At 69.5% G+C, this 23010-nt stretch carries 22 protein-coding genes, 3 pseudogenes and 1 riboswitch; of the genes and pseudogenes, 15 read left to right on the top strand and 10 right to left on the bottom strand.

What is annotated here, in order from left to right; all coding sequences use genetic code 11:
• The first annotated feature begins 14 nt into the window (after positions 1–14).
• The 6 genes from rsfS (at position 15) to ACXIZN_RS22310 (ending at position 5883) form a co-directional block, all read left to right on the top strand.
• The gene (rsfS, locus tag ACXIZN_RS22335; RefSeq protein ID WP_016332398.1) at positions 15–419 is read left to right on the top strand and encodes a ribosome silencing factor; all 405 of its coding nucleotides are present in this window, start codon (positions 15–17) and stop codon (positions 417–419) included.
• The gene (locus ACXIZN_RS22330) at positions 416–1030 is read left to right on the top strand and encodes a histidine phosphatase family protein (protein ID WP_457956662.1); all 615 of its coding nucleotides are present in this window, start codon (positions 416–418) and stop codon (positions 1028–1030) included. The genes rsfS and ACXIZN_RS22330 overlap by 4 nt, the downstream gene beginning before the upstream one ends.
• Positions 1031–1032: 2 nt before the next feature.
• Positions 1033–1758 carry a diglucosylglycerate octanoyltransferase gene (gene octT, locus ACXIZN_RS22325; RefSeq protein WP_192745833.1) on the top strand — a complete coding sequence of 242 codons (726 nt, stop codon included), beginning with the start codon at positions 1033–1035 and terminating at the stop codon, positions 1756–1758.
• A 10-nt stretch (positions 1759–1768) separates the two neighbouring features.
• Complete coding sequence (locus ACXIZN_RS22320) at positions 1769–2614, top strand: DegV family protein (RefSeq protein WP_192745832.1); 846 nt, start codon at positions 1769–1771, stop codon at positions 2612–2614.
• Between the two features lie 144 nt (positions 2615–2758).
• Positions 2759–3481: a helix-hairpin-helix domain-containing protein gene (locus ACXIZN_RS22315; RefSeq protein WP_457956661.1), complete on the top strand. Its 723-nt coding sequence runs from the start codon at positions 2759–2761 to the stop codon at positions 3479–3481.
• Entirely contained in the window at positions 3478–5883 is a 2406-nt protein-coding gene (locus ACXIZN_RS22310) for a ComEC/Rec2 family competence protein (RefSeq protein WP_457956660.1), read from the top strand. Before ACXIZN_RS22315 ends, ACXIZN_RS22310 begins: the two co-directional genes overlap by 4 nt.
• A gap of 17 nt (positions 5884–5900) precedes the next feature.
• Here ACXIZN_RS22310 and thrC read toward each other — a convergent pair whose 3' ends face one another.
• Positions 5901–7166, bottom strand: coding sequence for a threonine synthase (gene thrC / locus ACXIZN_RS22305; protein ID WP_005158594.1), 1266 nt, complete (start codon positions 7164–7166; stop codon positions 5901–5903).
• Between the two features lie 13 nt (positions 7167–7179).
• Positions 7180–7312, bottom strand: a riboswitch (SAM riboswitch).
• 135 nt (positions 7313–7447) lie between these two features.
• Between thrC and holA the strand changes: the two are divergent.
• Together holA and ACXIZN_RS22295 are read left to right on the top strand one after the other, a co-directional pair.
• Positions 7448–8101, top strand: a pseudogene (gene holA / locus ACXIZN_RS22300) (DNA polymerase III subunit delta); the annotation flags it as partial.
• A 32-nt stretch (positions 8102–8133) separates the two neighbouring features.
• Positions 8134–8577, top strand: a pseudogene (locus tag ACXIZN_RS22295) (DNA polymerase III subunit delta); the annotation flags it as partial.
• Between the two features lie 52 nt (positions 8578–8629).
• Here ACXIZN_RS22295 and rpsT read toward each other — a convergent pair.
• Positions 8630–8890, bottom strand: coding sequence for a 30S ribosomal protein S20 (gene rpsT / locus ACXIZN_RS22290; protein WP_007034798.1), 261 nt, complete (start codon positions 8888–8890; stop codon positions 8630–8632).
• A 357-nt stretch (positions 8891–9247) separates the two neighbouring features.
• Here rpsT and ACXIZN_RS22285 point away from each other — a divergent pair, with 357 nt between their 5' ends.
• Both ACXIZN_RS22285 and ACXIZN_RS22280 read left to right on the top strand, forming a co-directional pair.
• Complete coding sequence (locus ACXIZN_RS22285) at positions 9248–10126, top strand: EamA family transporter (protein WP_457956659.1); 879 nt, start codon at positions 9248–9250, stop codon at positions 10124–10126.
• 23 nt (positions 10127–10149) lie between these two features.
• Complete coding sequence (locus ACXIZN_RS22280; RefSeq protein ID WP_007034800.1) at positions 10150–10524, top strand: VOC family protein; 375 nt, start codon at positions 10150–10152, stop codon at positions 10522–10524.
• On the opposite strand, the gene ACXIZN_RS22275 is transcribed toward ACXIZN_RS22280, so the two are convergent.
• Positions 10521–11108, bottom strand: coding sequence for a class I SAM-dependent methyltransferase (locus ACXIZN_RS22275; protein ID WP_457956657.1), 588 nt, complete (start codon positions 11106–11108; stop codon positions 10521–10523). The two genes, ACXIZN_RS22280 and ACXIZN_RS22275, sit on opposite strands and share 4 nt — an antisense overlap.
• 113 nt (positions 11109–11221) lie before the next feature.
• On the opposite strand from ACXIZN_RS22275, the gene lepA reads away from it, so the two are divergent.
• The gene (gene lepA / locus ACXIZN_RS22270; protein WP_034316306.1) at positions 11222–13063 is read left to right on the top strand and encodes a translation elongation factor 4; all 1842 of its coding nucleotides are present in this window, start codon (positions 11222–11224) and stop codon (positions 13061–13063) included.
• Between the two features lie 49 nt (positions 13064–13112).
• Here lepA and ACXIZN_RS22265 read toward each other — a convergent pair.
• Both ACXIZN_RS22265 and ACXIZN_RS22260 read right to left on the bottom strand, forming a co-directional pair.
• Positions 13113–13558 (bottom strand): annotated as a pseudogene (locus ACXIZN_RS22265) (pyridoxamine 5'-phosphate oxidase).
• 58 nt (positions 13559–13616) lie between these two features.
• Positions 13617–15380 (bottom strand): family 20 glycosylhydrolase, encoded by a 1764-nt coding sequence (locus tag ACXIZN_RS22260; protein ID WP_457956656.1) that lies wholly within the window; start codon positions 15378–15380, stop codon positions 13617–13619.
• 152 nt (positions 15381–15532) lie between these two features.
• On the opposite strand from ACXIZN_RS22260, the gene ACXIZN_RS22255 reads away from it, so the two are divergent.
• Complete coding sequence (locus ACXIZN_RS22255; RefSeq protein WP_457956655.1) at positions 15533–16582, top strand: nitronate monooxygenase; 1050 nt, start codon at positions 15533–15535, stop codon at positions 16580–16582.
• Here the strand turns inward: ACXIZN_RS22255 and ACXIZN_RS22250 are convergent.
• The 3 genes from ACXIZN_RS22250 to ACXIZN_RS22240 form a co-directional block, all read right to left on the bottom strand.
• Complete coding sequence (locus ACXIZN_RS22250) at positions 16557–18032, bottom strand: amino acid permease (protein ID WP_457956654.1); 1476 nt, start codon at positions 18030–18032, stop codon at positions 16557–16559. The genes ACXIZN_RS22255 and ACXIZN_RS22250 overlap by 26 nt on opposite strands.
• A 79-nt stretch (positions 18033–18111) precedes the next feature.
• On the bottom strand, positions 18112–19155 hold the full coding sequence (locus ACXIZN_RS22245; RefSeq protein WP_457956652.1) for an alpha/beta hydrolase: 1044 nt from the start codon (positions 19153–19155) through the stop codon (positions 18112–18114).
• Positions 19156–19327: 172 nt separating this feature from the next.
• Positions 19328–20305, bottom strand: a complete 978-nt coding sequence (locus ACXIZN_RS22240) for a zinc-binding dehydrogenase (RefSeq protein ID WP_457956650.1) — start codon at positions 20303–20305, stop codon at positions 19328–19330.
• A 59-nt stretch (positions 20306–20364) separates the two neighbouring features.
• On the opposite strand from ACXIZN_RS22240, the gene ACXIZN_RS22235 reads away from it, so the two are divergent.
• Genes ACXIZN_RS22235 through ACXIZN_RS22225 form a run of 3 tightly spaced genes read left to right on the top strand, consistent with a single transcriptional unit; the run spans position 20365 to position 21412 of the window.
• Complete coding sequence (locus tag ACXIZN_RS22235; RefSeq protein WP_126729554.1) at positions 20365–20568, top strand: hypothetical protein; 204 nt, start codon at positions 20365–20367, stop codon at positions 20566–20568.
• Positions 20569–20579: 11 nt separating this feature from the next.
• A complete protein-coding gene (locus ACXIZN_RS22230) occupies positions 20580–21059 on the top strand; it encodes a ribonuclease domain-containing protein (protein WP_457956649.1) in 480 nt (159 codons plus the stop codon).
• Complete coding sequence (locus tag ACXIZN_RS22225) at positions 21056–21412, top strand: barstar family protein (protein WP_457956648.1); 357 nt, start codon at positions 21056–21058, stop codon at positions 21410–21412. The genes ACXIZN_RS22230 and ACXIZN_RS22225 overlap by 4 nt, the downstream gene beginning before the upstream one ends.
• On the opposite strand, the gene ACXIZN_RS22220 is transcribed toward ACXIZN_RS22225, so the two are convergent.
• Positions 21409–22182, bottom strand: a complete 774-nt coding sequence (locus ACXIZN_RS22220) for an enoyl-CoA hydratase-related protein (protein ID WP_457956646.1) — start codon at positions 22180–22182, stop codon at positions 21409–21411. The two genes, ACXIZN_RS22225 and ACXIZN_RS22220, sit on opposite strands and share 4 nt — an antisense overlap.
• Positions 22183–22260: 78 nt before the next feature.
• The gene (locus ACXIZN_RS22215) at positions 22261–22884 is read right to left on the bottom strand and encodes a cyclase (RefSeq protein ID WP_126729547.1); all 624 of its coding nucleotides are present in this window, start codon (positions 22882–22884) and stop codon (positions 22261–22263) included.
• Positions 22885–23010 lie beyond the last annotated feature (126 nt).

Raw genomic sequence — 23010 nt, 5'->3', positions numbered from 1 at the left:
GTTTGAGGAGAACTGTGACAGCCACGTCCGAGGCACGAGAGCTGGCCGTAGCGGCCGCCCATGCGGCGGCGGACAAGAAGGCGAGCGACGTGGTCGTGCTGGACGTGTCCGACCAGCTGGTCATCACCGACGCCTTCGTCATCGCGTCCGCGCCCAACGAGCGCCAGGTCGGCGCCATCGTCGACAACGTCGAGGAGCAGCTCCGGCTCGGCGGGCACAAGCCCGTCCGTCGTGAAGGCGCCCGTGAGGGCCGCTGGGTCCTGCTGGACTACGTCGACGTCGTCATCCACGTCCAGCACCAGGAGGAACGCTCCTTCTACGGTCTCGAGCGGCTCTGGAAGGACTGCCCGCGGATCGAGGTCGCCGGTCTGGAGACACCCGCCGAGGAGGACCCCGCCGACGCGCAAGGCGCCTCGTGAGCCCGCGGCGGCTGGTGCTCTGGCGCCACGGCGAGACCGATTACAACGCGGCAGGCCGGATGCAGGGGCATCTGGACTCCGCGTTGACACCGGTCGGCTGGAACCAGGCCAGGTTCGCCGTGCCCGCGCTCGCCCGGTTCTCGCCGGATCTGGTGATCGCCTCGGATCTGCGCCGCGCCACCGACACGGCCACCGTGCTCACCGAGGCCATCGGCGTCCCGCTGCGGATCGACAAGCGCCTCCGGGAAACCCATCTGGGTGAATGGCAGGGCTTCACCGGTCAGCAAGTCGACGAAACGTACCCGGGGGAACGCGCGCGCTGGCGCGTCGACGCGACCTGGGCACCGCCCGGCGGCGAGTCGCGGGTCGACGTCGCCGAACGCGCGATGGAGGTCGTCGCGGACCTGGACCGGCCCAATTCCGACGCCGGCGACGCGGTACTGCTGGCCACGCACGGCGGCCTGATCATCGCGCTGACCGCGAAGCTGCTCGGCCTGCCGGTCCCGTCCTGGCCATCGCTGGGCGGGATCGCGAACTGTCACTGGGTCGAACTGACCAGGCGTGACGGCAACTGGCGGCTGGCCGCCTACAACGCGGGCATCACCGGCTGAACATGGCCCCGCGCCTGCTGGTGTTCGGCGATTCCCTCAGCTTCCACGGCCCGGACGGCCCGCACGCCGCCGACGACGCGCGTCTGTGGCCCAACATCGCCGCCGAAGCGCTCGGTGGCGCCGCGGACCTCGTCGCCGGGTTCGGCTGGACCGCCCGTGACGCCTGGTGGTCGTTGATCGGTGATCCGCGTGTCTGGGCCGATCTGCATCACGTCGACGCCGTCGTGCTGGCCGTCGGGAGCATGGACACCCTGCCCTCGCCGCTGCCCACCTACCTGCGCACCGGCCTCCGCTATCTGCGGCCCGACCCGCTGCGGCGCGTGGTGCGCAAGGCGTATCTGGCCGCTCAACCGCGGCTCGCGATCGCCCTCCGGGGACGCCCGGTGGTCCTGCCGTCGAAGCTCACCGTCCAGTACCTCGACACCGCTGTCGGGGCCTTGCGCACGCTGCGACCGGAGCTGCCGATCTTCGGCATGCTGCCCTCCGTGCATCGATCCGACTCGTACGGCCGCGTCCACACCGCCCGCGCCGGAGCCGCCGCCGCTCTCGCCGATTGGGGCCGTCGCGCGGACGTCCCGCTGCTGGATCTCGAAGCCGTCGTCGGCGACCACGTGCTGAGCGGGCGGGGCAATCCGGACGGAATGCACTGGGGGTGGGAGGGACATGCCGCCGTCGGCGCGGAAATGGCCCGCCTGATGGCCCCGGTGCTCCGCCCCGCGGCAACGTAGGCTGACTGCCGTGTCGGTCGCCGTAGTCACGGATTCCACCGCCCACCTGCCGGAAGGCTTCGCCGAACGGAACGGGATCCGGGTGGTCCCGCTGCACGTCCTCGTGGACGGCGTCGTTTTCCTCGACGGCCTCGAAATGGGCCCCGCCGCCCTGGCCGAGGCGCTCGGCAAACGCAGACTGGTGACGACGTCCCGGCCGACGCCCGCCGAATTCGTCAAGGAGTTCCGGGCCGCGCTGGCCGAGGGCGCGGACGCCGTCGTGTCGGTGCATCTGTCCCGGGAGTTGTCCGGCACCTGGGAGGCCGCGGTGCTCGCAGCCCAAGAGGTCGGGCCGGACAAGGTGCGCGTGGTCGATTCGCGCAGCACCGCGATGGGACTCGGCTTCGCCGCCCTGCGCGCGGCGAGTGCCGCCGCTGACGGGGCGGAACCCGCCGAGGTGGAGGCCGCCGCGGTCGACGCGGTGAGCCGCTCGGAGACCTTGTTCGCCGTCGAAACCCTCGAATACCTGCGCCGCGGCGGGCGGATCGGCCCGGCCGCCGCCCTGCTCGGCACGGCGCTCGCGGTGAAACCGGTGCTCCACATGTCCGAAGGCCGGATCCAGCCGTTGGAGAAGGTGCGGACGATGAACCGCGCGGTGGCGCGCCTGGTCGAACTCGCCGTGAAAGCGGCCGAAGGCGGACTCGCCGACATCGCCGTCCACCACCTGGCTTCCCCCGAGCGCGCCGTCGAACTGGCCAACCGGCTCGAGGAATCCATCAACTGCCCGGACGGGTGCGTGGTCTCGGAGATCGGCGCCGTCATCGGGGCCCATACCGGGCCCGGCGTGCTCGGCGTCGTGATCCAGCGAGCTGGTTAGAAGCCGGCAAGCCTCCCACACCGCCCCGACGGAAACCGGTGAACGGGCCTCGACCGCGGCCGGGTTGTCCACAACACCCCACTTGTCCACAGCCTCGGAACTCGCCACTGCCGCCCGCCACTCCCGCTCCGTAGCGTCGTTCACGTGTTCGACCAAACCGCCCGTCCAACGGGACCCTCCGTCAACGCCAGGCTGGCGTGGCTGGCAGCGCAGCTGTCGTCGCCCACCCAGGGCCCGCCCGCGGGCAGGCTCGTCCGCCGCTGGGTGCCCGCCCGGTTCACGGCGGACGGGATCCCGGTGAACCGGCGGTGGTTCGTCGTGGCGGCCGTGCTGATCGCGGTGGCCGTGATCGTGACCGGCGCGATCGCCTTGTTCGGACACCGGCCGGGGGCGGAGACCCCGCCGCCCCTGCCGTCGGCGAAGGCCGCCGGAGACGTCCCCGCCGCGGCGGGCAAGGCGCCTCTGGTGATCAGCATCGTCGGCCGGGTCCTCAAACCCGGCCTGGTCACGGTCCCTCCGGGCGCACGGGTCGCCGATGCCCTCACGGCGGCCGGTGGGGCACAGCCCGGAACGGATCTGACCGGAGTGAATCTGGCCCGGCGGCTCACCGACGGCGAGCAGGTGGCCGTCGGCGTCCCCGTTCCCGCCGCGGCGGGAACGGGGGCACCGCCGGGGAAGCTCGACCTGAACTCGGCCACGGCCGAGCAACTCGACACCCTGCCCGGGGTCGGCGAAGTGATGGCGAAACGCATCGTCGACTGGCGGTCCGGGCACGGCGGGTTCACCAGCGTCGAGCAACTCCGTGACGTAGAAGGGATCGGCGAAAGCAAGTTCAAGAAGGTCCGGGAATTGGTGTCCGTCGGATGAACCCGTCCGCCGATCCGTCCGAAGTGGACACCGCGTCGTGGCGAGGGCAGGACCTGCGGCTGATACCGGCCGCGATGACTGCCTGGCTCGGCACTCTTTCCGGATTGTTGGGCGGCTGGTGGATCACGATGCTCTGCGGTGCGGCCGCCGTGGTGCTCGCGATCGCCGCCGGTGTCCGCGCCCGCCGGACGGCGACCCGGTGGGTGGCGGGCCTGGGTGCCCTGGCCGTCCTCGGTGTGCTCACCGCCGGCCCGGTGGCGCTGCGGATCCGGGCCGCCGAGCACGACGACCTCCGTGCCGCCGCCGCACGGGGGAGTGACGTCACCACGAGGGTGGTGGTCACCGAGCGGCCACGTCCGGTCCGCGGTGCCGGATACGCCGATCGCCGGGCAGGCACCCGCCTGGTGGTCATCGCCGCGACGGTGGACACCGCGGTGACGGGTGAACGGGCGGTGGATTCGGCCGGCCGGATCCTCCTGCTCGCTCCCGCCGATGGGTGGACCGGCCTGTTGCCCGGGCAGCAGGTCACCGCCTCGGGGCGGCTCGCGCCGTCGAAGGGGGCCGAACTGACGGTCGCGGTCCTCTCGGTGCGAGGCCCGCCGTCGGCCCTCGGGCCGGAGCCTTGGTGGCAGCGAGCCGCGGAATCGCTGCGCGCCGGGCTCCGGGAGCTGTGCGCCGTCCTCCCGGAGGAGCAGGCCGGTCTCGTGCCCGGGCTGGTCGTGGGGGACACGAGCACACTGTCCCCGAGGGTCGAACGCGAGTTCACGGACTCCGGCATGTCCCACTTGATGGCCGTGAGCGGTGGGAACGTGGCGATCGTCTGCGGCTCGATCCTCCTCCTGCTGAGGGTGCTCCGGGTCGGGCCGCGGACCTCCGCCGCCGCGGCCGCCGCGGGGCTCGCCGGGTTCGTGGTCCTCGCCGGGCCCGCGCCCAGCGTGCTCCGCGCCGGGGTGATGGGGGCGGTCGGGCTGCTGGCGCTGGCACTGGGACGCCGGGGTTCGGCGCTGCCCGCGCTGGCGTTCGCGGTGGCGGGGCTCGTCGTGGCCGACCCCGCGATGGCCGCCGACTTCGGGTTCGCGCTTTCGGTGCTGGCCACGGCCGGTCTGGTACTGCTGGCGCCGAGGTGGGCGGAATGGCTGGTCGGACGCGGCGTTCCGGCAGGCTACGCCGAGGGGCTGACCATCCCGCTGGCCGCGTTCGTGGTGACCACGCCGGTCATCGCGGGCATGGCGGGATCGGTCAGTCTCGTCTCGGTGGTGACCAACGTGCTCGCCGCGCCGGTGGTCGCCCCGGCCACCGTGTTCGGTGTGCTCGCCACCGTCGTCGGCCCGTGGTGGCCGTCGGCGGGAACACTGCTGGTCCGCCTGACCGAACCCGAGGCGAGCTGGCTCATTACCGTGGCCCGCCACGGCGCCCGTGCGCCGGGAGCGGTCCTGGACTGGCCGGATGGCTGGTGGGGCGGGCTGCTGGCGGCCGGATTGCTCGTCGTCCTGCTCGTCGCAATCCGGCTGCGGCACGCCAGGATCCTCCTGGCGGTCGCGTTGGCCGCCGGGCTGCTCGTCTTCGTACCGGTGCGAGTGCTTGCTCCGGCATGGCCGCCGGCGTCGTGGAGTGCCGTCGCCTGCGACGTCGGGCAGGGTGATGCCGTCGCCCTCGCCACAGGTGAGCAAGGGCGGGCGGTCCTGGTCGACACCGGGCCGGAGCCGGGGCCGGTCGACGAATGCCTGAGCAGGCTCGGCGTCGACAGGGTGCCGTTGATCGTGCTGAGTCATCTGCACGCCGACCACATCGGCGGTCTCGAATCCGTCTTCGAGGGCAGGTCGGTCGGGGCGGTCGCCGTCGGCCCCGGCCGGGCTCCCGCCTGGGCGTGGCAGCAGGTCGCGGACGAGACCGCGCGCCGCGGGATTCCCTTGCTGGAGCTGGAGATCGGGCAACGGCTGGACTGGCCGGGGCTGTCACTGGACGTACTGGGGCCTCGGTACGTCACCAGTCGATCGGTCCGCGAACAGGACGGCACGGTGATCAACAACGGTTCCGTCGTCCTGCGCGCCGGGACCCCGGCGGGCCGGGTGCTGCTGACGGGCGATATCGAGCTGGCGGCGCAGACCGACCTGATGGCCGAGGGTGCCGAACTGCGTGCCGAGATCCTGAAGGTCCCGCACCACGGAAGCCGTTACACGGCACCGGATTTCCTCAACGCCGTCGCGCCGCAGGCGGCGTTGGTGAGCGTCGGCGCCGGAAACACCTACGGACATCCGAACAAGTCCACTTTGGACAATCTAGTGGCCGTCGGCGCGTCGGTCGCCAGGACGGACACGGACGGCGACACCGCTGTCGTCGCCGACGCGCGAGGTCTCGCCCTGGTACGCCGGGGTGAGCCCCGCGGCCCGCCTCGTTCTTGAGGCGGGCCGTCGGGAACTCAGATGCCCAGAGCCTCGCGGACCGCGTCGGCCGAGGCGCTGACGGTGGCCTTCGGGCCGATCTTGTCCTCGACGGCGTCGAGGGTCTTGAGGCCGTCGCCGGTGATCAACAGGACGATCTCCTCGTCCGGGTTGAGCTTGCCGGTCTCGATGAGCTTCTTGGCCGTCGCGACGGTGACGCCGCCGGCGGTCTCGGTGAAGATGCCTTCGGTGCGGGCGAGCAGCCGGATGCCCTCGACGACCTCTTCGTCGGTGACGTCTTCGATAGCACCGCCGGTGCGGTTGACCACGTCGAGGACGTAGGGACCGTCGGCCGGGTTCCCGATCGCCAGCGACCGGGCGATCGTGTCCGGCTTGACCGGCTGGACGACGTCGTGCCCGGCGCGGAAGGCCGCCGAGACGGGGGAGCAGCCGGTGGCCTGCGCGCCGAACACCTTGTACGGCGTCTCGTCGACGAGGCCGAGCTGTCCGAACTCGCGGAAACCCTTGTCCACCTTGGTGAGCTGGGAACCGGAGGCGATCGGCACCACGATCTGGGAAGGAAGCCGCCAGCCGAGCTGTTCGGCGACCTCGAAGGCCAGCGTCTTGGAGCCTTCCGAGTAGTAGGGCCGGACGTTCACGTTGACGAACGCCCAGCTCTCCTGCTCGGCGGCGAGCTGGGTGGCGAGCCGGTTCACGTCGTCGTAGTTGCCGTCGACCGCGATCAGGTCACCGTCGTACACGGCGGTGGTGAGGATCTTGGCGCGTTCCAGGGTCTTCGGGATCAGCACGACCGACCGCCAGCCGGCGCGGGCCGCCGCGGCGGCGACGGCGTTGGCCAGGTTGCCGGTCGAGGGACAGGCGAGCACGTCGAACCCGAACTCGCGCGCGGCCGCCAAAGCGACGGCGACCACGCGGTCCTTGAACGAGTGAGTGGGGTTGCCGGTGTCGTCCTTGACCCAGACCTTCTTGACGCCCAAGGCTTTCGCGAGCCTGTCGGCCTGGATGAGCCGGGTGGCGCCGGGCTCGGTGTTGGGGATCTCTTCGACGTTCGAGGGAACGGGAAGGAGTTTCTTGTAGCGCCAGATGTTCTTCGGTCCGGCTTCGATGTCCTCGCGGCGCACGCGGCCGAAGTCGTAGGCGACTTCGAGCGGCGAGAAGTCCTCGGCGGAAACGAATTCGGGGGCGAGCGGCTGCCGGTGTCCCTCTTCCTTCGACACCAGTTCGACGGCCGGTCCGAGATCCGGGGTCTTGGTGGTGGAGGTCGTGCCGAGGGTTGCGGTCATCGCGAGGTTCCTTTCCTCATCTGCCCCGCCATGGCGGGCCGGAATTGGCACCGTGTTCGTCAGCTATCCCGCGATCGCGGAATGACAGGCTGACGCCGGTTGCCGGGGCTTCATCGGGCCGTTCCCTCTGCCCCTCTGGATGAGCGGTATTCGATTGTCGGCACGCGTGTGATCGCGTCGCCTCGCCAACACCGTACGACATGAGGCTCAGGTGGGGCCACCGTGCCCGCAACACATCACCGGACAAAGCACACGAGAGGAGGAGTGGCAGGATCGACACCGTGACGACGCAAGCTTCCGCCCCATCGCCGCTGGTCCTGGTTCTCGGTGAGGAAGAGCTGCTGATCGAACGCGCGGTCCGCAGCGCTTCGGACGCGGCCAAAGCGGCCGATCCGACGGCGGATCTCACCCGGATCCGGGTGTCGGACCTCACAGTCCCGGCACTCGCGGAGATGGTCAGCCCCTCCCTGTTCGCCGAAGGGCGGGTGATCGTCCTCGAGTCCGCGCACGACATCTCGCAGGAGCTCGCAGACGGGGTGATGGCCTACGTGAAGGCCCCCGCCGACGGCATCGTGCTCGTCGTCGTGCACAGCGGAGGTGGCCGGAGCAAGGCCGCGAAGGGGCTCCCCACCGCCTTGAAGAAGGCCGGCGCGGAGGTCGTCGAGTGCCCGAAACTGACCAAGCCCGCTGAGCGGGAATCTTTTGTCCGCAACGAGGTTCGCCGGGTCGGCGGGAAGATCGACGGTGCGGCGGTGCTCGCGCTGATCGACGCGGTCGGCTCGGATCTGCGCGAACTGTCGTCGGCCGCGACCCAGCTGGTCGCGGACGCCGGCGGAGCGGTCGACGAGCAGGCGGTCCGGCGCTATCACCGGGGCCGCGCGGACGTGAACGGGTTCGCCGTGGCGGAGAAGGCCGTCGCCGGGGACAAGGCGGCGGCACTGGAGTCGCNGCGGCCCCCCCGGGGGGCGCGCACGCCGGCGGAGCGGTCGACGAGCAGGCGGTCCGGCGCTATCACCGGGGCCGCGCGGACGTGAACGGGTTCGCCGTGGCGGAGAAGGCCGTCGCCGGGGACAAGGCGGCGGCACTGGAGTCGCTGCGCTGGGCGATGCAGCTGGGCGTACCGCACGTGCTGGTCGCGGACGCCCTCGCCGACGCCGTCCGGACGATCGCGCGGGTGTCCGGTGCCGGTCGCGGCAACCCGAACCAGATGGCGGGTGAGCTGGGCATGCCGCCGTGGAAGGTGCGCAAGGCGCAGGGGCAGGCCCGTGGCTGGGGCCAGGACGGGCTCGCCACCGCGATGCGGGTGGTCGCCCGGCTCAACGCCGAGGTCAAGGGGGTCGCGGCCAACCCGGAGTACGCGTTGGAGCGTGCCGTCCTGGAGGTCGTCGACGCCCACGGCACAAGCCGCTGAACACGGCGAAGGGCCCCGGCGACTCGTGTCGCCGGGGCCCTTCGAAAGCCGATCAGAGAGAGTTCGCGCGCTTCGCCAGCGCGGACTTCTTGTTGGCGGCCTGGTTGGCGTGGAGAACGCCCTTGGTCACGGCCTTGTCCAGCTTCTTGGCCGCGTCCTTCTGCAGCTCCAGGGCCTTGGCCTTGTCGCCGGCGTCGGCGGCCTCACGGAACTTGCGGATCGCGGTCTTCACCGAGGACCGGATCGCCTGGTTGCGCTGACGCGCCTTCTCGTTGGTGGTGATGCGCTTGATCTGCGACTTGATGTTGGCCACGGGGGCGCTCCTCTTGAATCTCTCGGTGGTTTCATCGCCGCGCTGTGACCGGCCCTGCGTACTCGTGAGAGCGCGCGGGTTTCCTCCATGACGGAATGCCACACGACGGTGAAAGGCAAGCTTAACAGCCGTCCCGGGGTGGCTCGCGGTGACCTCGGGACGGGGGCTTGGGGTACGGTGCGGAGTGTAGTGCCTAGGGTTCCGCCGCCTGCCCGCTCGGGAAACACACAATCAGGGCAGACGGGACAGGTCCGAGCGGCACCATCGGCGGGGCCGGAAGCGCCGCCGTTCATCTGACGGGACAAAAGCCTGGAGGACCGGTGTTTTCCGCATGCGCGGAAACGTGAAAGGTCCGTCGTGAACGCCACCGCTCTGTCCTTCGTCGTCATCGCCGCCGTCATCCACGCGGGCTGGAATCTCGCGGCCAAGCGGATCCGTCGTGGGGGAGCCCGGTTCGTCTGGGCTTACTACAGCCTGTCCGCTGTCCTGCTCGTCCCCGTCATGGCCGTCTCGCTGGCCGTGGAGCCGCAACGTCCACAGTGGACCTGGTTGTTCGCCGCGGTGGTCACGGCGGTGTTCCACGTCACCTACGGGGTCGTCCTCCAGCGGGGCTACGCCGTCGGCGACCTTTCCGTCGTCTATCCCGTCGCCCGCGGTACCGGGCCGCTGATCTCGGTGCTCGCGGCGGTCGTGTTGCTCGGCGAGCGACCGGGCGTGCTCGGCCTGGTGGGCGCGTTCCTCGTCGTCGCCGGGGTGCTGGTGATCGGATCCGGGCGGGTGCCGGCGCATGCCGACGCCGCCGATCGTGCCGCCCGCCGCAAAGGCCTGGTCTACGGACTGCTGACCGGTCTCACGATCGCCGCCTACACCCTCTGGGACGCGCATTCGGTCACGGGCCTCGGAGTCCCGCCGATCGTCTACTTCGGAACCGGTGCGATCGTGCAGAGCCTCCTCATGACGCCGTACGCGCTGAAGGACCGCGAAGAGGTCTCGTGGCTCTGGCGCGAACACAAGCGTGAGGTGCTCGTGGTCGGCGTCCTTTCGCCGGTCGCCTACCTGCTGGTGCTCTACGCCCTCCAGATCGCTCCGGTGAGCCTCGTCGCACCGGCGAGGGAGCTGAGCATCGTCCTGGGTGGCCTTGCCGCCTGGCTGGTCCTGGGGGAGGCGAACGCCGTCCGCAGGCTGGCCGGGTCGCTGGTGGTGCTGGCGGGGATCACCGCGATTGCGATGGCCTGAACCCATCCGGTAGGGATTGAGCCATGGACGTGCTGAGCAGCAGGGTGCTGATCCACCCGAAGGACCTCGACGTGTCGACGGCGTTCTATCGGGACACCCTGGGCCTGGCCATCGACAAGGAGTTCCCCGGCGGGACGGTGTTCTTCGCCGGGAACGGGTCGATCGAGATCGTCGGTACCGGGAAGACCGGCCCGACCCCTGACGTCGCCTTGTGGCTCCAGGTCCGGGATCTGCCTGCGGCGCTCGAGGAACTCGCGGAGAAGGGTTTGGAGCCTGTCCGCGGGGCGCGACGTGAACCCTGGGGCCTGGACGAAGCGTGGATCGCCGACCCGGACGGCACCAGGATCGTACTGGTCGAGGTGCCGCGTGAGCACCCGTTGCGCACTGACCCGCGTTAGTTCAGCGGCTTGATCGCGCGCAGCTGAGCGGCGAGCGAGGCGCCGAAGCCCGGCGGTTCCCAGGTCCAGGTCTGCAGGTCGGTGAAGCCGGCGGCGGCCGCTTCGTCGGCCAGTTCGTGCCTGGAGACCGGCAGCCACTTCTCGTGCGACGACAGGAGCAGCCGCCCGCCGGGCCGCAACACGCGGAACAGTTCGGCGAATCCGGCCGCCCGGTCCTCCCACAACTGCACGTTGTTGACGCTCAGAACCACGTCGACGCTTTCGTCCGGCTGGCCGGTGGAGGCCGCGGTGCCGTGCCGCAGCTCCACCTCGTCGCCGCAGCGGCGGCGCGAGAGCGCGAGCATCTCCGGGGAGGGGTCGACCCCGATCGCGCGGCCCGCGCGGCCGGCCGTGGCCTCGAGACCGACGCCCGGGCCCGGGCCCACGACCAGGGCGGTTTCGCCGGACTCGATCGACGCCAGCTCGACGACGCGAAGTTCGGTGGCGGCGTTGCCGTGCGCCATCGCCCGGCCGCCGAACCGGCCGAGCAGTCCCCGGGGACGGCCGAACGTTCGGTCGAGTATCTGGGACAGTGAAGTGCTCATACTTCGAGGGCACCACAGCTCATCACGGGCCGCATCGGGGATGACCCCCACTCGCACCCGGAGCGGCATGGGAGCATAGAGGTGGCACACCCCGACCTTCGCGAGGAAACCCGTTGACGACGTTCGCCGACACGACCTTCACGCCCCCGGAGCTCATCCGGAACTTCTGCATCATCGCGCACATCGACCACGGCAAGTCGACCCTGGCCGACCGGATGCTGCAGCTCACCGGCGTGGTCGAGGAACGGGCCATGCGGGCTCAGTACCTCGATCGAATGGACATCGAGCGGGAACGCGGCATCACCATCAAGGCACAGAACGTGCGCCTGCCCTGGAAGGTCGACGGGCAGGACCACGTCCTGCACATGATCGACACCCCGGGCCACGTCGACTTCACCTACGAGGTCTCTCGCGCGCTCGAGGCGTGTGAAGGCGCCGTGCTGCTGGTCGACGCCGCGCAGGGGATCGAGGCGCAGACGCTCGCCAACCTGTACCTCGCGCTGGAGAACAACCTCCAGATCATCCCGGTGCTCAACAAGATCGACCTGCCGTCGGCGGATCCGGACAAGTACGCCGCCGAGATCGCACACATCATCGGGTGTGAGCCCTCGGACGTGCTGCGCGTGTCCGCCAAGACCGGTGTCGGGGTCGGTGACCTGCTCGACGCGGTGGTGAAGCAGGTGCCCGCGCCGCAGGGCGACGCCGACGCTCCGGCACGGGCGATGATCTTCGACTCGGTGTACGACACCTACCGGGGCGTCGTGACCTACATCAGGGTCGTCGACGGCAAGATCACGCCGCGCGAGCGGATCAAGATGATGTCCACCGGCGCCACCCACGAACTCCTCGAGGTCGGGATCATCTCGCCGGAGCCCAAGGCCAGCAAGGGGCTGGGTGTCGGTGAGGTGGGTTACCTCATCACCGGGGTGAAGGACGTCCGGCAGTCGAAGGTCGGTGACACCGTCACCTCCGAACGCCAGGGCGCGAAGGAGCCGCTCGCCGGCTACCGCGAGCCGAAGCCGATGGTCTACTCCGGCCTGTACCCGGTGGACGGTTCGGACTATCCGGACCTGCGCGAGGCCTTGGACAAGCTCCAGCTCAACGACGCCGCGCTCGACTACGAGCCCGAGACGTCGGTGGCGCTCGGCTTCGGCTTCCGCTGCGGCTTCCTCGGCCTGCTGCACCTGGAGATCACCCGCGACCGGCTGGAGCGCGAGTTCGGCCTCGACCTGATCTCCACGGCGCCGAACGTGGTCTACGACGTGGTGCTGGACGACGGCAAGGAGATCCACGTCACCAACCCGTCGGACTGGCCGACCGGGAACAAGATCGACAAGGTGCTCGAACCGGTCAGCAAGGTGAGCATCCTGGCGCCGTCGGAGTTCATCGGCACGATCATGGAGCTGTGCCAGAACAAGCGCGGCACGCTGCTCGGCATGGACTACCTGTCCGAGGACCGGGTCGAACTGCGGTACAACCTGCCGCTGGGCGAGATCATCTTCGACTTCTTCGACACGCTGAAGTCGCGGACGCGCGGTTACGCGTCGCTGGACTACGAAGAGGCCGGGGCGCAGGCGGCGGACCTGGTCAAGGTGGACATCCTGCTTCAGGGCGAGGGCGTCGACGCGTTCTCCGCGATCGTGCACAAGGACGACGCCTACAACTACGGCAACCGCATGGTGAACCGGCTTCGCGAGCTGATCCCGCGGCAGAACTTCGAGGTGCCGATCCAGGCCGCCATCGGCGCCCGCATCATCGCCCGCGAGACCATCCGCGCGATCCGCAAGGACGTGCTCGCGAAGTGTTACGGCGGTGACATCTCGCGTAAGCGCAAGCTGCTGGAAAAGCAGAAGGAAGGCAAGAAGCGGATGAAGACCGTCGGCCGGGTCGAGGTCCCGCAGGAAGCCTTCGTCGCCGCGCTGTCCACAGAGGACTCAGGCAAGAAGAAGCAGTAACTGCAGACGAAAGGGCCGCCCGGATCACGATCCGGGCGGCCCTTTCGCGTCAGCGATTCCCGCTGATGCGGTTCGCCGTGACGAAGACGGCGACCCTGCGTTCGGCGGCCATCACGCGGTCGTACTCGTCCCAGTCGTCGTGGGTGCCCGTCGCCGCCATGAAGACCTCGCGCAGCAACCGGGAAGGCCGGCCGGGTCGAAGTCCGGGTCCGGGTCGTCCGGCCCGATCAGGTGCGTGCTTCCCTGGACCGCCGCCCATTCCCAGCCGCGCCGGAAGGTGACCGTGGCGTGGCCGGCCCGGCGGAACAGGTCGAGTTTCTTCACCCCGCCCATCGCGACGAAGGCGACTCCGGGTGCTTTGGTGACCGGGTCTTCGAAGACCCCGGCGTTGACCACCGAAGAGTGGACGGTGCCGTCCGCGCGAACCGTCGAGACGGTCGCGAGTCCGTTTTCGCGCAAGGAAAGTGTGCGGACGAGTTCGAGGTCTGCGGCCATAGGGCCACCGTAGCCCGCTCGGCCCGGTGAAAGGGGCCGAGCGGACTACTGGACGGGATCAGCAGGTCCCGTTGTCCCGCCAGACACCCCATTGACCGGTCATCCCGGGCTCTTCGCCTTGCGTCCACCACTGCGCCGTCCACTTGTGTCCGTTGTGGGAGACGGTCGCTCCGCCGGTGTAGACCGAAGCCCGGTCCCAGGCGGGGAGCGAGCAGGTGCCCGGGTTACCGGATCCGGTTTCCCAGGGCACCTGGCCCGACTTGTAGTAGTCGAGGCCCTGGGCCTGCCACCGCGGGGCTTGGGCGCCGAGGCGTACTCGGAAGGTGTTCCAATCGTGGGACGACCACGGTGACCAGCCGAGTTCTGCGTGCGCGGGGAGCCGGGGGAACGCCAGGTAGTCGATGTTCGCCGGGGTGACCACGGTTTCGGTCCACAGCGGGGATTCGACGCCGCGGACGGCGGATTCGGGAACGCCGGAGAGGTAGGCGCCCGGGTTCCAGTTGTAGGCGTCCTGCACCTCGATGTAGCCGGCCCACGAGAGCCCGATCGGGGTACTGGAGTTGTACTTCATGTCCAAGTAGGCCTTGTTGGCAGGCGACAGGATCACCTTGCTGCCGCGGGCGACGGCGTTCGAGACCTCCGTGCTGGACGTCGTCGTGCCCCAGAACTGCGGAGTCGCCGTGGCGGGCAGGGTGGCCTTGCCGATCTCGTGCCAGCCGACGACCTGCTTGCCCGCGGCGGCCACCATCGGCAGCACCCGGTTCATGAACGTGCGGTAGTCCGCGTCGCTGGTGGCCTGTGCCTCGTCGCCGCCGAGGTGGAAGTACGGCCCGGGCGTCAGCGCGGCGACCTCGCGGATGACGTCGTTGACGAAGGTGTAGGTGATCTCCTTCGAGATGCAGAGCGAGCTGTAGCCGACGGCGGTGTCGGTGCGCAGCGGGGGAGCGGTGTTGTTGCAGTTCAGCTCGGCGTACGAGGCCAGGGCGGCATTGGTGTGCCCTGGCATGTCGATCTCCGGGATGACCGTGATGAATCGCGAGGCCGCGTAGTTCACGATCTCGGTGTACTGCGCCTTGGTGTAGTAACCGCCGGGGCCGCCGCCGACCTGGGTGCTGCCGCCGTAGGTGGTCAGTCGCGGCCAGCTGTCGATCTGGATGCGCCAGCCCTGGTCGTCGGCGAGGTGCAGGTGCAGGTTGTTGATCTTGTACTGCGCCAGCTGGTCGATGTACCGCTTGACCGTCGCGACCGGATGGAAATGCCGGGCGACGTCGAGCATCGCGCCTCGGTAGCCGAATCGCGGATAGTCCAGGATGTCGGCACCCGGGATCGTCCAGGGACCCTGCTGGACCGTGGAGCTTTCGATCTTGCCCGGCAGCAGCTGCCGCAGAGTCTGTACGCCGCCGAAGAGACCTTGCGCGGTCGTCGCGCGCAGGACGACCGAAGCGGTTGTCGAGCTGAGCTGGTAGCCCTGGTCGCCGACACGGGAGTCGGCTCCGGACAGCAGGAGTGAGATCCCGTCGGCCGGGGTGCCCGATGGCGCGTCGGAGACGGGCAGCGGGAAGCCGGTGGAGGCGCGGAAGATCCCGGCGAGGTAGTCGCCGACGGCCTTGGCCTGTGCCGAACCGGCCTGGGTGTAGATCTTGGTGTTCGCGGTCAGGGTGTGGTCGGAACCGGTGACCGCACGGACCGAGACCGGGACCGGGACGATCGCCTGCAGTGGCGGGGTCGCCGCGTCGGCGACGGGGGCGGCTGCGGTGGTGGCGCCGGCGAGCAGCGCCACCCCGACGAAGGCGCGGCCCAGCCGCGCTTTCAAGGTCTTCACCGGGTGCCTCCAGGGGACAGGGGCGTGACGCGCGTCACGCGCCGTCCGATGGTCGCATTTCCGCCGTTAAAGGTCTAGACCACCACGGTGGAACCTTGGAGTGACTCGAACGTCACATTCCGTGTCAGCACGAGAAGGCTATCGTCGGAAACGTGTTCGAAGATCTGCGTTTTCCCGTGATCGTGGCCCCGATGGCGGGCGGGCCGACCACTCCCGAGCTCGTGGCCGCGGTGACCGCGGCGGGGGGATTCGGCTTCCTGGCCGGGGGCTATCTGAGCGCTGACGCCCTCTCGGACCGGATCGCGAAGACGGCCGCGCTGACCGGCGAACCGTTCGGCGTGAACCTCTTCGTCCCGGGCGGCTCCGCCGAGGCGGACCTCGGCGCGCATATCGAGCGCTGGCGCGCGGAGGCCGAACGCCATGGTGTCGAGCCCGGCGAGCCGCGCTGGGACGACGACGCTTATGCCGCGAAGCTCGAGGTCGTCCTCGAGCGGAAGGTGCCGGTCGTTTCGTTCACGTTCGGCGCGCCTTCGCCCGAGGACGTCGAACGCCTGCACGCCAACGGGAGCAAGGTGGCCGTCACCGTCACCAGCCCGGCTGAGGCCGATCAGGCCGCGAATGTCGGCGCGGACGCCCTCGTGGTCCAGGGATTCGAGGCCGGAGCGCATCGAGGGCTCTTCGCTGACGAGCCCGGAGCCGAAGGCGGGGGCGCGCAGTACGGCGTCCTCAGCCTGCTCCGCCTGGTCTCGGCGCGGACGGATCTGCCGCTCGTCGCGACGGGTGGGCTCGTGCACGGCGCCGATATCGCGGCGGTGCTGGCAGCGGGGGCCGTCGCGGCACAGCTGGGCACCGCTTTCCTGCGGGCGGACGAGGCGGGGACGCAGCCCGCGCACCGGCAGGCACTCGCGGACGGAGGAAGGCCGACCGCGTTCACCAGGGCGTTCAGCGGGCGTCCCGCCCGGTCGCTGGTCAACCGTGTGGTCGCGGACTTCTCGGCCACGGCACCGTCGGCGTATCCGGAGGTCAACAACCTGACCAAACCGATCCGCGCGGCGGCGGGCAAGATCGGCGACCCCGAGATCATGTCCCTCTACGCGGGGCAGACCTACGAACTCGCGGGCTCCGGCCCGGCGGCGTCGATCGTCGAACGCCTCCAGGCCGAAGCCCGCGAAGCGGCTACGCGTTTGAGTCGTCTCCGCTGACCTGCTTCGGGTCGCCGTTGTTCGAGTTCATCGCGGAGTGGCGGCGGCTGTAGGCGAAGTAGATGATCAGGCCGACGCCGAACCAGGCCGCGAACCGCAGCCAGGTCTCCGGGTTCAGGAACGTGATCAGCCAGATCGAGAAGACGACGCCGATGATCGGCACGATCGGCATGCCCGGTGTCTTGAACGTGCGGGGCAGGTCGGGCTGCTTGTAGCGCAGGACGATCACCGCGATGCAGACGACGACGAACGCGAGCAGGATGCCGATGTTCGTCAGTTCCGCGGCCTCGCCGATGGGCAGCAGCCCGGCGATGACCGCCGACGCGATACCGAGCACCCAGGTCATCCGGCTCGGCACCTTGCGGACCGGGTGGGTCTTGCTGAACCACTTGGGCAGCAGGCCGTCGCGGCTCATCGAGTAGCCGACCCGGCTCGCGCCCATGAGGAAGGTGAACAGCACCGTGGTGATACCGATGATCGCGCCGACGGCGATGATCAGGCCGAGCCATTTCATGCCGAGCCCGGCGAAGGCGCTGGAGAAGGCGGCCTCGCTGTCGATGTCCTTGTAGTTGACCATTCCGGTCAGGACCAGGCAGGCCAGCACGTAGAGCACCATCGAGATGGCGAGCGAGTAGATGATCGCCTTCGGCATGTGCTTCTGAGAGTCGGTCGATTCCTCGGCCGCGGTGGACATGGCGTCGTAACCGAAGACCGCGAAGAACACCGTCGCCGCGCCGGTGAACGCGCCGCTGAGGCCGAACGGGAAGAAGTTCGAGTAGTTGTCGGTGTTGATGTGGAAGACGCCGACGACGATGACCAGCAGGACCAGGCCGACCTTCAGGTAGACCAGCAGCGTTTCGAACCGGGCCGCGTTCTTCATCCCCTGGTTGAGGATGAAGGCGATCAGCAGGCACAGCAGCACGGCGAACAGGTTGATCTTGTAGGACCCCGGCGCGACATCGCCCGTTTCGGTGCCCGGAGCGCCCAGCATCCAGGTCGGGAGCTCGATGTTGAGATAGCCCAGCAATTCGTTGAAGTAGCCGGAGATGCCGATCGCGACCACCGCCACGATCGCGGTGTACTCCAGCAGCAGGTCCCAGCCGATGAACCAGCCGACGATCTCGCCCAGCACGGTGTAGCCGTAGGTGTAGGCGGACCCGGCGCGGGGGATCAGCCCGGCGAACTCGGCGTAGGAGAACGCGGCGGCGGCGCTGGCGATACCCGCGATGAGGAACGAGATGAGCACGGCCGGTCCGGCCGTCTTGTTCGCGACCGCGCCGGCCAGGGAGAAGATCCCCGCGCCGATGATGCCCCCGACGCCGATCGCGGTCAGCTGCCGCAGGCCGAGCGTGCGTTGGAGCCCTCCGCCCCCACTGAGTTCTTGGATCTGATCGATCGGTTTACGGCGGAAAATCCCGGATCCCGAGCCCAGGCTGCGCGGTGCGGACATCGTCGTCTCCCAACAGGTTGTGCCCTTCGGACTGGGTCACAGTCCGAAGGGCACCGTAGCGGGAGTCGGGACTTCGCACCTATCCGGCGACGGTGTCCTCGCTCACTTCGGCGGCCACGCGAGCGGCGATCTTCGAGGGCCTGGACGCGCCGGCGGAGAAGTAGGTCAGCAGTTCGGAGATCTCGACGGGGTCGTCCAGCTGCGGGCAGTGGCCCCAGTCCTCGCGCACCATCAGCCTGCTGTGCGGGACCAGTGCGTGCAGCTGACGTCCGGAGGCGGCGCTGACCAGCTTGTCCTTGCCGCAGACGACCACCAGGAGCGGGATGCGGACCTCCTCGAGCCGGTACGCGTTCGCCAGCTCTTCGACGAGCTGCCTCGCCTGTTCGAGCCTGGTGGTGGTGGACCGGTAATCCGGGAACAGCGACGTGAACCGGCGGACCTGGGCGGCGTCCGCGACGGAGGAGTCGGCGTACAGCAACCGGGGGACGACCTGCTCGGCGACGGCGCGCACGAGGAACCCGGGGATCGGCAGCGGGAGGGCCGAGTACATCCGGAGCGGCAGCGGATACCGGGCCACGGTGCGGATGAGCCAGCTGTCCACGAAACCGGGCGCCGCGATCGACACCACGCCCGCGACCGGCAGGCGGTGGTTCTCGGCGGCCCGGAGGCTCATGGTGCCGCCGAGCGAGTTGCCGGCGAGCACCACCGTGCCGAGTACGGCCTGCTCCTTGACCACGGCCGCGGTGAACGCGTCCAGCTGCGGGAGTATCGGGCCCGGCCGCAGTGGCTGAGCGTCACCGAACCCGGGCAGATCGACCGCGACCGCCGGAACACCGGCGGCCGCGAGCAGCTCCAGAACCGGGCGCCAGGTGTCGGCGCTGTCGCAATAGCCGTGCAGCAGCACCAGCCTCGGCGCCGTCGGTTTGACCTGTCCGCGTGCGGTGGCCCGCTTGCCTAGCACCCGCCGGGGCGCGCGGTCGGTGGATTCCACCGGCTGCGGCCCGACCTCGAGCACTCTGGTGCGGACACCGGCGTAGCGCCGGAACGAGACGCGGATCGGGTCGACGTGGGTACTGATCCGGCCCCCGGGGTCCGCCGGTTCGGGCCGCTGCGATGCGGTCATCTCTCCAGGCTAACCGCGAGAGGTCGGATTTTGGTCGAACTTTGGTCGTGAAAAGCTCCCTGAGTCATAACGTTCTTGACACTTGACAAGACTGCGAAATGACTGCTTGACCTGGGCGGAACGCGGGGACGTGCGCCTATGTGCGCACTTCATCGCGGCGAGGGGGGAGAGCTCACCCCTCCGATGAATGTGTGAAGACCACCTTGCCGGAAGTTTCCCCGTCGAGCATGTTCTTAAACCCGGTTTCGGCTTCGGCGAACGGAAGCTCGGTGCCGATCTGCGGACGGACCCCGGTGAGCTCGAGGTAGGCGAGGAGATCGTTCAGTTCGTCCCTGGTCCCCATGGTCGAACCCGCGATCCGCAGTTGCAGAAAGAACACGCGCTGCAACTCCGCGTGAGCGTCCGGGCCGCTGGTCGAGCCCGAAACGACGATGATCCCGCCCGGTTTGAGCGACTTCACCGAGTGCGACCAGGTCGCCTTGCCGACGGTTTCGAAGACGGCGTCGACCCGCTCCGGCAGCCGCGCGCCGGACTCAAAGGTCTGATGTGCGCCCAGACTCTCGGCCAGCGCACGCTTTTCCTCGCTGCGCCCGGTCACCCAGACCCGGAACCCGGCCGCACGCCCGAGCTGGACGAGGGCGGTCGAGACGCCGCCGGACGCGCCCTGCACGAGCATCGTCTGTCCCGGCCGCAGCCCGGACTTCACGAACAGCATCCGGTACGCGGTCAGCCACGCCGTGCCCATGGTCGCGGCTTCGGCGAAGGTCAGGCTCGACGGCTTCGGCACGACGTTGCGCGCCGGGACCACGACCTGCTCGGCGAAGGTGCCTTGGTACTTCTCGGTGAGCAGGGTGCGCTTCGGGTCGAGAGTGTCGTCGCCCTGCCAGCCCGGGGCGTTGATCACCGAGTGGACGACGACCTCGGTGCCGTCGTCGAGGGTGCCCGCGCCGTCGCAGCCCAGGATCATCGGGAACTGCTCGGGTTTGATGCCGACGCCGCGCAACGTCCACAGGTCGTGCATGTTGAGGCTGGCGGCCTTGATGCCGACCCGCACCCAGCCTTCGGGCACGTCGGGCTCCGGTCGCTCGCCGATCACGAGCGAGTCCAGCGGCTTTTCGGCGTTGGGTTCGGAAGCGTAAACGGCGAACATGTCAGCAACCTACATGGCCTGACCGGTGGTGGCAGCGGGCGCGAGCGTAGGCTCACAGCGTGTTCAACGGGCTTGCAGACTGGTGGGACGGCGTCGAGCTGTGGCTCGCGCAGGCCCCGTTCCCCGTCCAGTTCGTGCTGGTCATGGCGGTCGTGGTGCCGCTGTGCCTGGTCGCGGCCTTGGTGCTCGACACGGTGTTCGGCAAGCTCGCCCGGTTCTTCGGCACGGCCCGCGATGCGAACGACTCCGACCGGCCGTCCTAAGCTGGCACACCATGTTCAACCGTAGGCGGATCACCGCCGCCCTGATCGGCCTGATCGTGCTGGTGCTCGCAGGCTGGTTCGTCAAGGACGGCATCAGCGGTGACGACACGAAGAGCGCCCCGGCGAGTTCGTCCGCTTCGGCCGCGCCGTCGGGCGACGCCGCGGCGAGCGGGGCGAAGGGCAAGGTCGCGGGCGCGGAGTCCGGGCTGCCGGTCAAACCGCTCACCGGCCTTCCCCCGCAGGCGTCCGACACCTGGAAGCTCATCCAGGCGGACGGGCCGTACCCGTATCCGCGCAACGACGACGTCACCTTCCAGAACCGGGAGAAGGTCCTGCCGGCCAAGGGGTCCGGCTACTACCGGGAATACACGGTCAAGACGCCGGGCAGCCCTGATCGCGGGGCGAGGCGGCTGGTGACCGGTGGCGGCAAGGAGCTGTACTACACCGAGGACCACTACAAGTCCTTCGTCGTCGTGGATCCCAGCCGATGAGCGCGGGCAAGGAAGCGGCGGACAAGGCGTTCGCCCGCGGCGCGTATCCGCATCTGCTCGACGGCACGCGGACGGTCGACAAGGACTCGACGCTCGACGCGATCGCGGAGGCGCTGTCGTTCCCCGACTACTTCGGGAAGAACCTCGACGCGCTCTACGACTGCCTCACCGACCTGTCGTGGCTCCCGCCCGGCGAGCACGTGCTGATCTGGTCCGGTTCCTCGGGCCTCAGGGAGCGTGATCCCAAGGCGTATCTGGCCGTCCGCAGCGTGCTGTCCGACGCGCAGCGGGCGCTGGGGCCCTCCGGTGATCGGAAGGACTCCCGGCGCCTCACTGTCGTCTTGCCGGATTAGGCCTCCGGGACCCAGTTCGGCTTGCGCTTCTGCGCGAAGGCCGTGATGCCCTCCTGGCCTTCTTCGCTCGCGAAGAATCCGGCGGACAACTTGTTCATGGCCTCGAAGCCTTCGGACGGCGTCGCCGGGCGAGGCTTGCTGAGCAGTTCCTTCGTCGCCGCGAGTGCCTTCGGCCCGCCGAGGGCGAGCGCCTTGACGTAGCGGGCGACCTCGCCGTCGAGTTCGCCGGCTGGAACGGCGGAGTTCAGCAGGCCGATCTCGACGGCGCGTTTCGCGTCGAAGGTGTCACCGGTCAGGAAGAGCTCGTGCGCGGCGCGGGCGTTGAGCCGGGGCAGCACGGTGAGCGAGATGACGGCGGGGACGACACCGATCCGTACCTCGGAGAAGGCGAAGGTCGCTTCGTGGACGGCCACGGCGATGTCGGTCGCGGCCACCATGCCGATCCCGCCCGCCCGCGCGGGGCCCGCCAGCCTCGCCACGACCGGTTTGGGGCTGGTCCACAGCTGCTGGAGGATCTTCGGGAACTCGTTGACGCCCTGCGCGCCCGCACCGGCGCCGCGGGCCTCCTTGAGATCCATGCCCGCGCAGAACACCGGTCCGGTGTGGGTGAGCACGATGACCCGCACGGCGTCGTCCGACTTCGCCTTGTCCAGCGATTCGCTCAGTTCACGCCGCAGCTGGGCGGAGAGCGCGTTGCGGTTGTGCGGGGAATCCAAGGTGATCGTGGCGGTGCCGCCCACCACGTCGTAGTGCACCAGTTCGTCAGCCATGCCCCACCTTCGCACGGGCGAAGTCGGGCCGGGCAGTGGCCTGCGCCACCATCTCCACGACGGTGGCGCAGGCACGGGTCAGCCGATCGTCGTCGTGGTGAAGGTCGGGCTCGGGTTCGGGAAACAGGCGGTCGGGGCGGAGACGTCGAAACCGGCGCTGACCACGGCGGTGAACGTCAGGCCCGGGTCGCTGTAGCTGGTCCCGCCCAGTTTCGTCTCGATGGTGCCGGACGAGCCCGCGGTCAGATGCGCGGTCACGGTCGGCAGTTCGAACGTCGAACCGCCCGCGATGGGGCCGGGGAAGCTCAGCGTCGCGACGCTGCCGGAGACGGTGATCTTGGGCGGGGTCGAGCCGATGCCGGAGCCGCCGGCGAGGTCGGCGCCTACCCAGGTCGAGTTCGCCGGGATCGGGATCTTCAGGGCGAAGTCCTTGATGTTCTTGACCTGGTAGCCGCTGACCTCGGCCGGGACGGTGTTCGGCGCCGGGTCGATGACGACGTCGAGCGCGGCGCCGGGAGCGACCGTGGCCGGAGCGGTGACGTCGGCGTCCTGGTTCAGCTTGAGGTACTTGTTGCCGACGAGCGGCGGCTTCGCCTCGCAGTCGAAGACGACGGTGGTCGCCGCGGAAGCCGGTGCGGCGAGACCGGCGAACGGGACGAGCACGGCCGAGGCGCAGACCAAGGCACGGATGGCAGCCTTCATGTTCCACCTACCTGGGGGTTCGATGGGGAGAGAGGGAGCTGCGCAGCGTTTAGAGAGTTACCGGCAAGTTAAGTAACCCGTCAAGAAATCTCCGTTCCCATACGCGGGGTGTCACGAAAATGGGAA

The organism is Amycolatopsis sp. TRM77291 (genome assembly GCF_054166285.1).
This window is presented reverse-complemented; position numbering and strand designations above follow the sequence as displayed.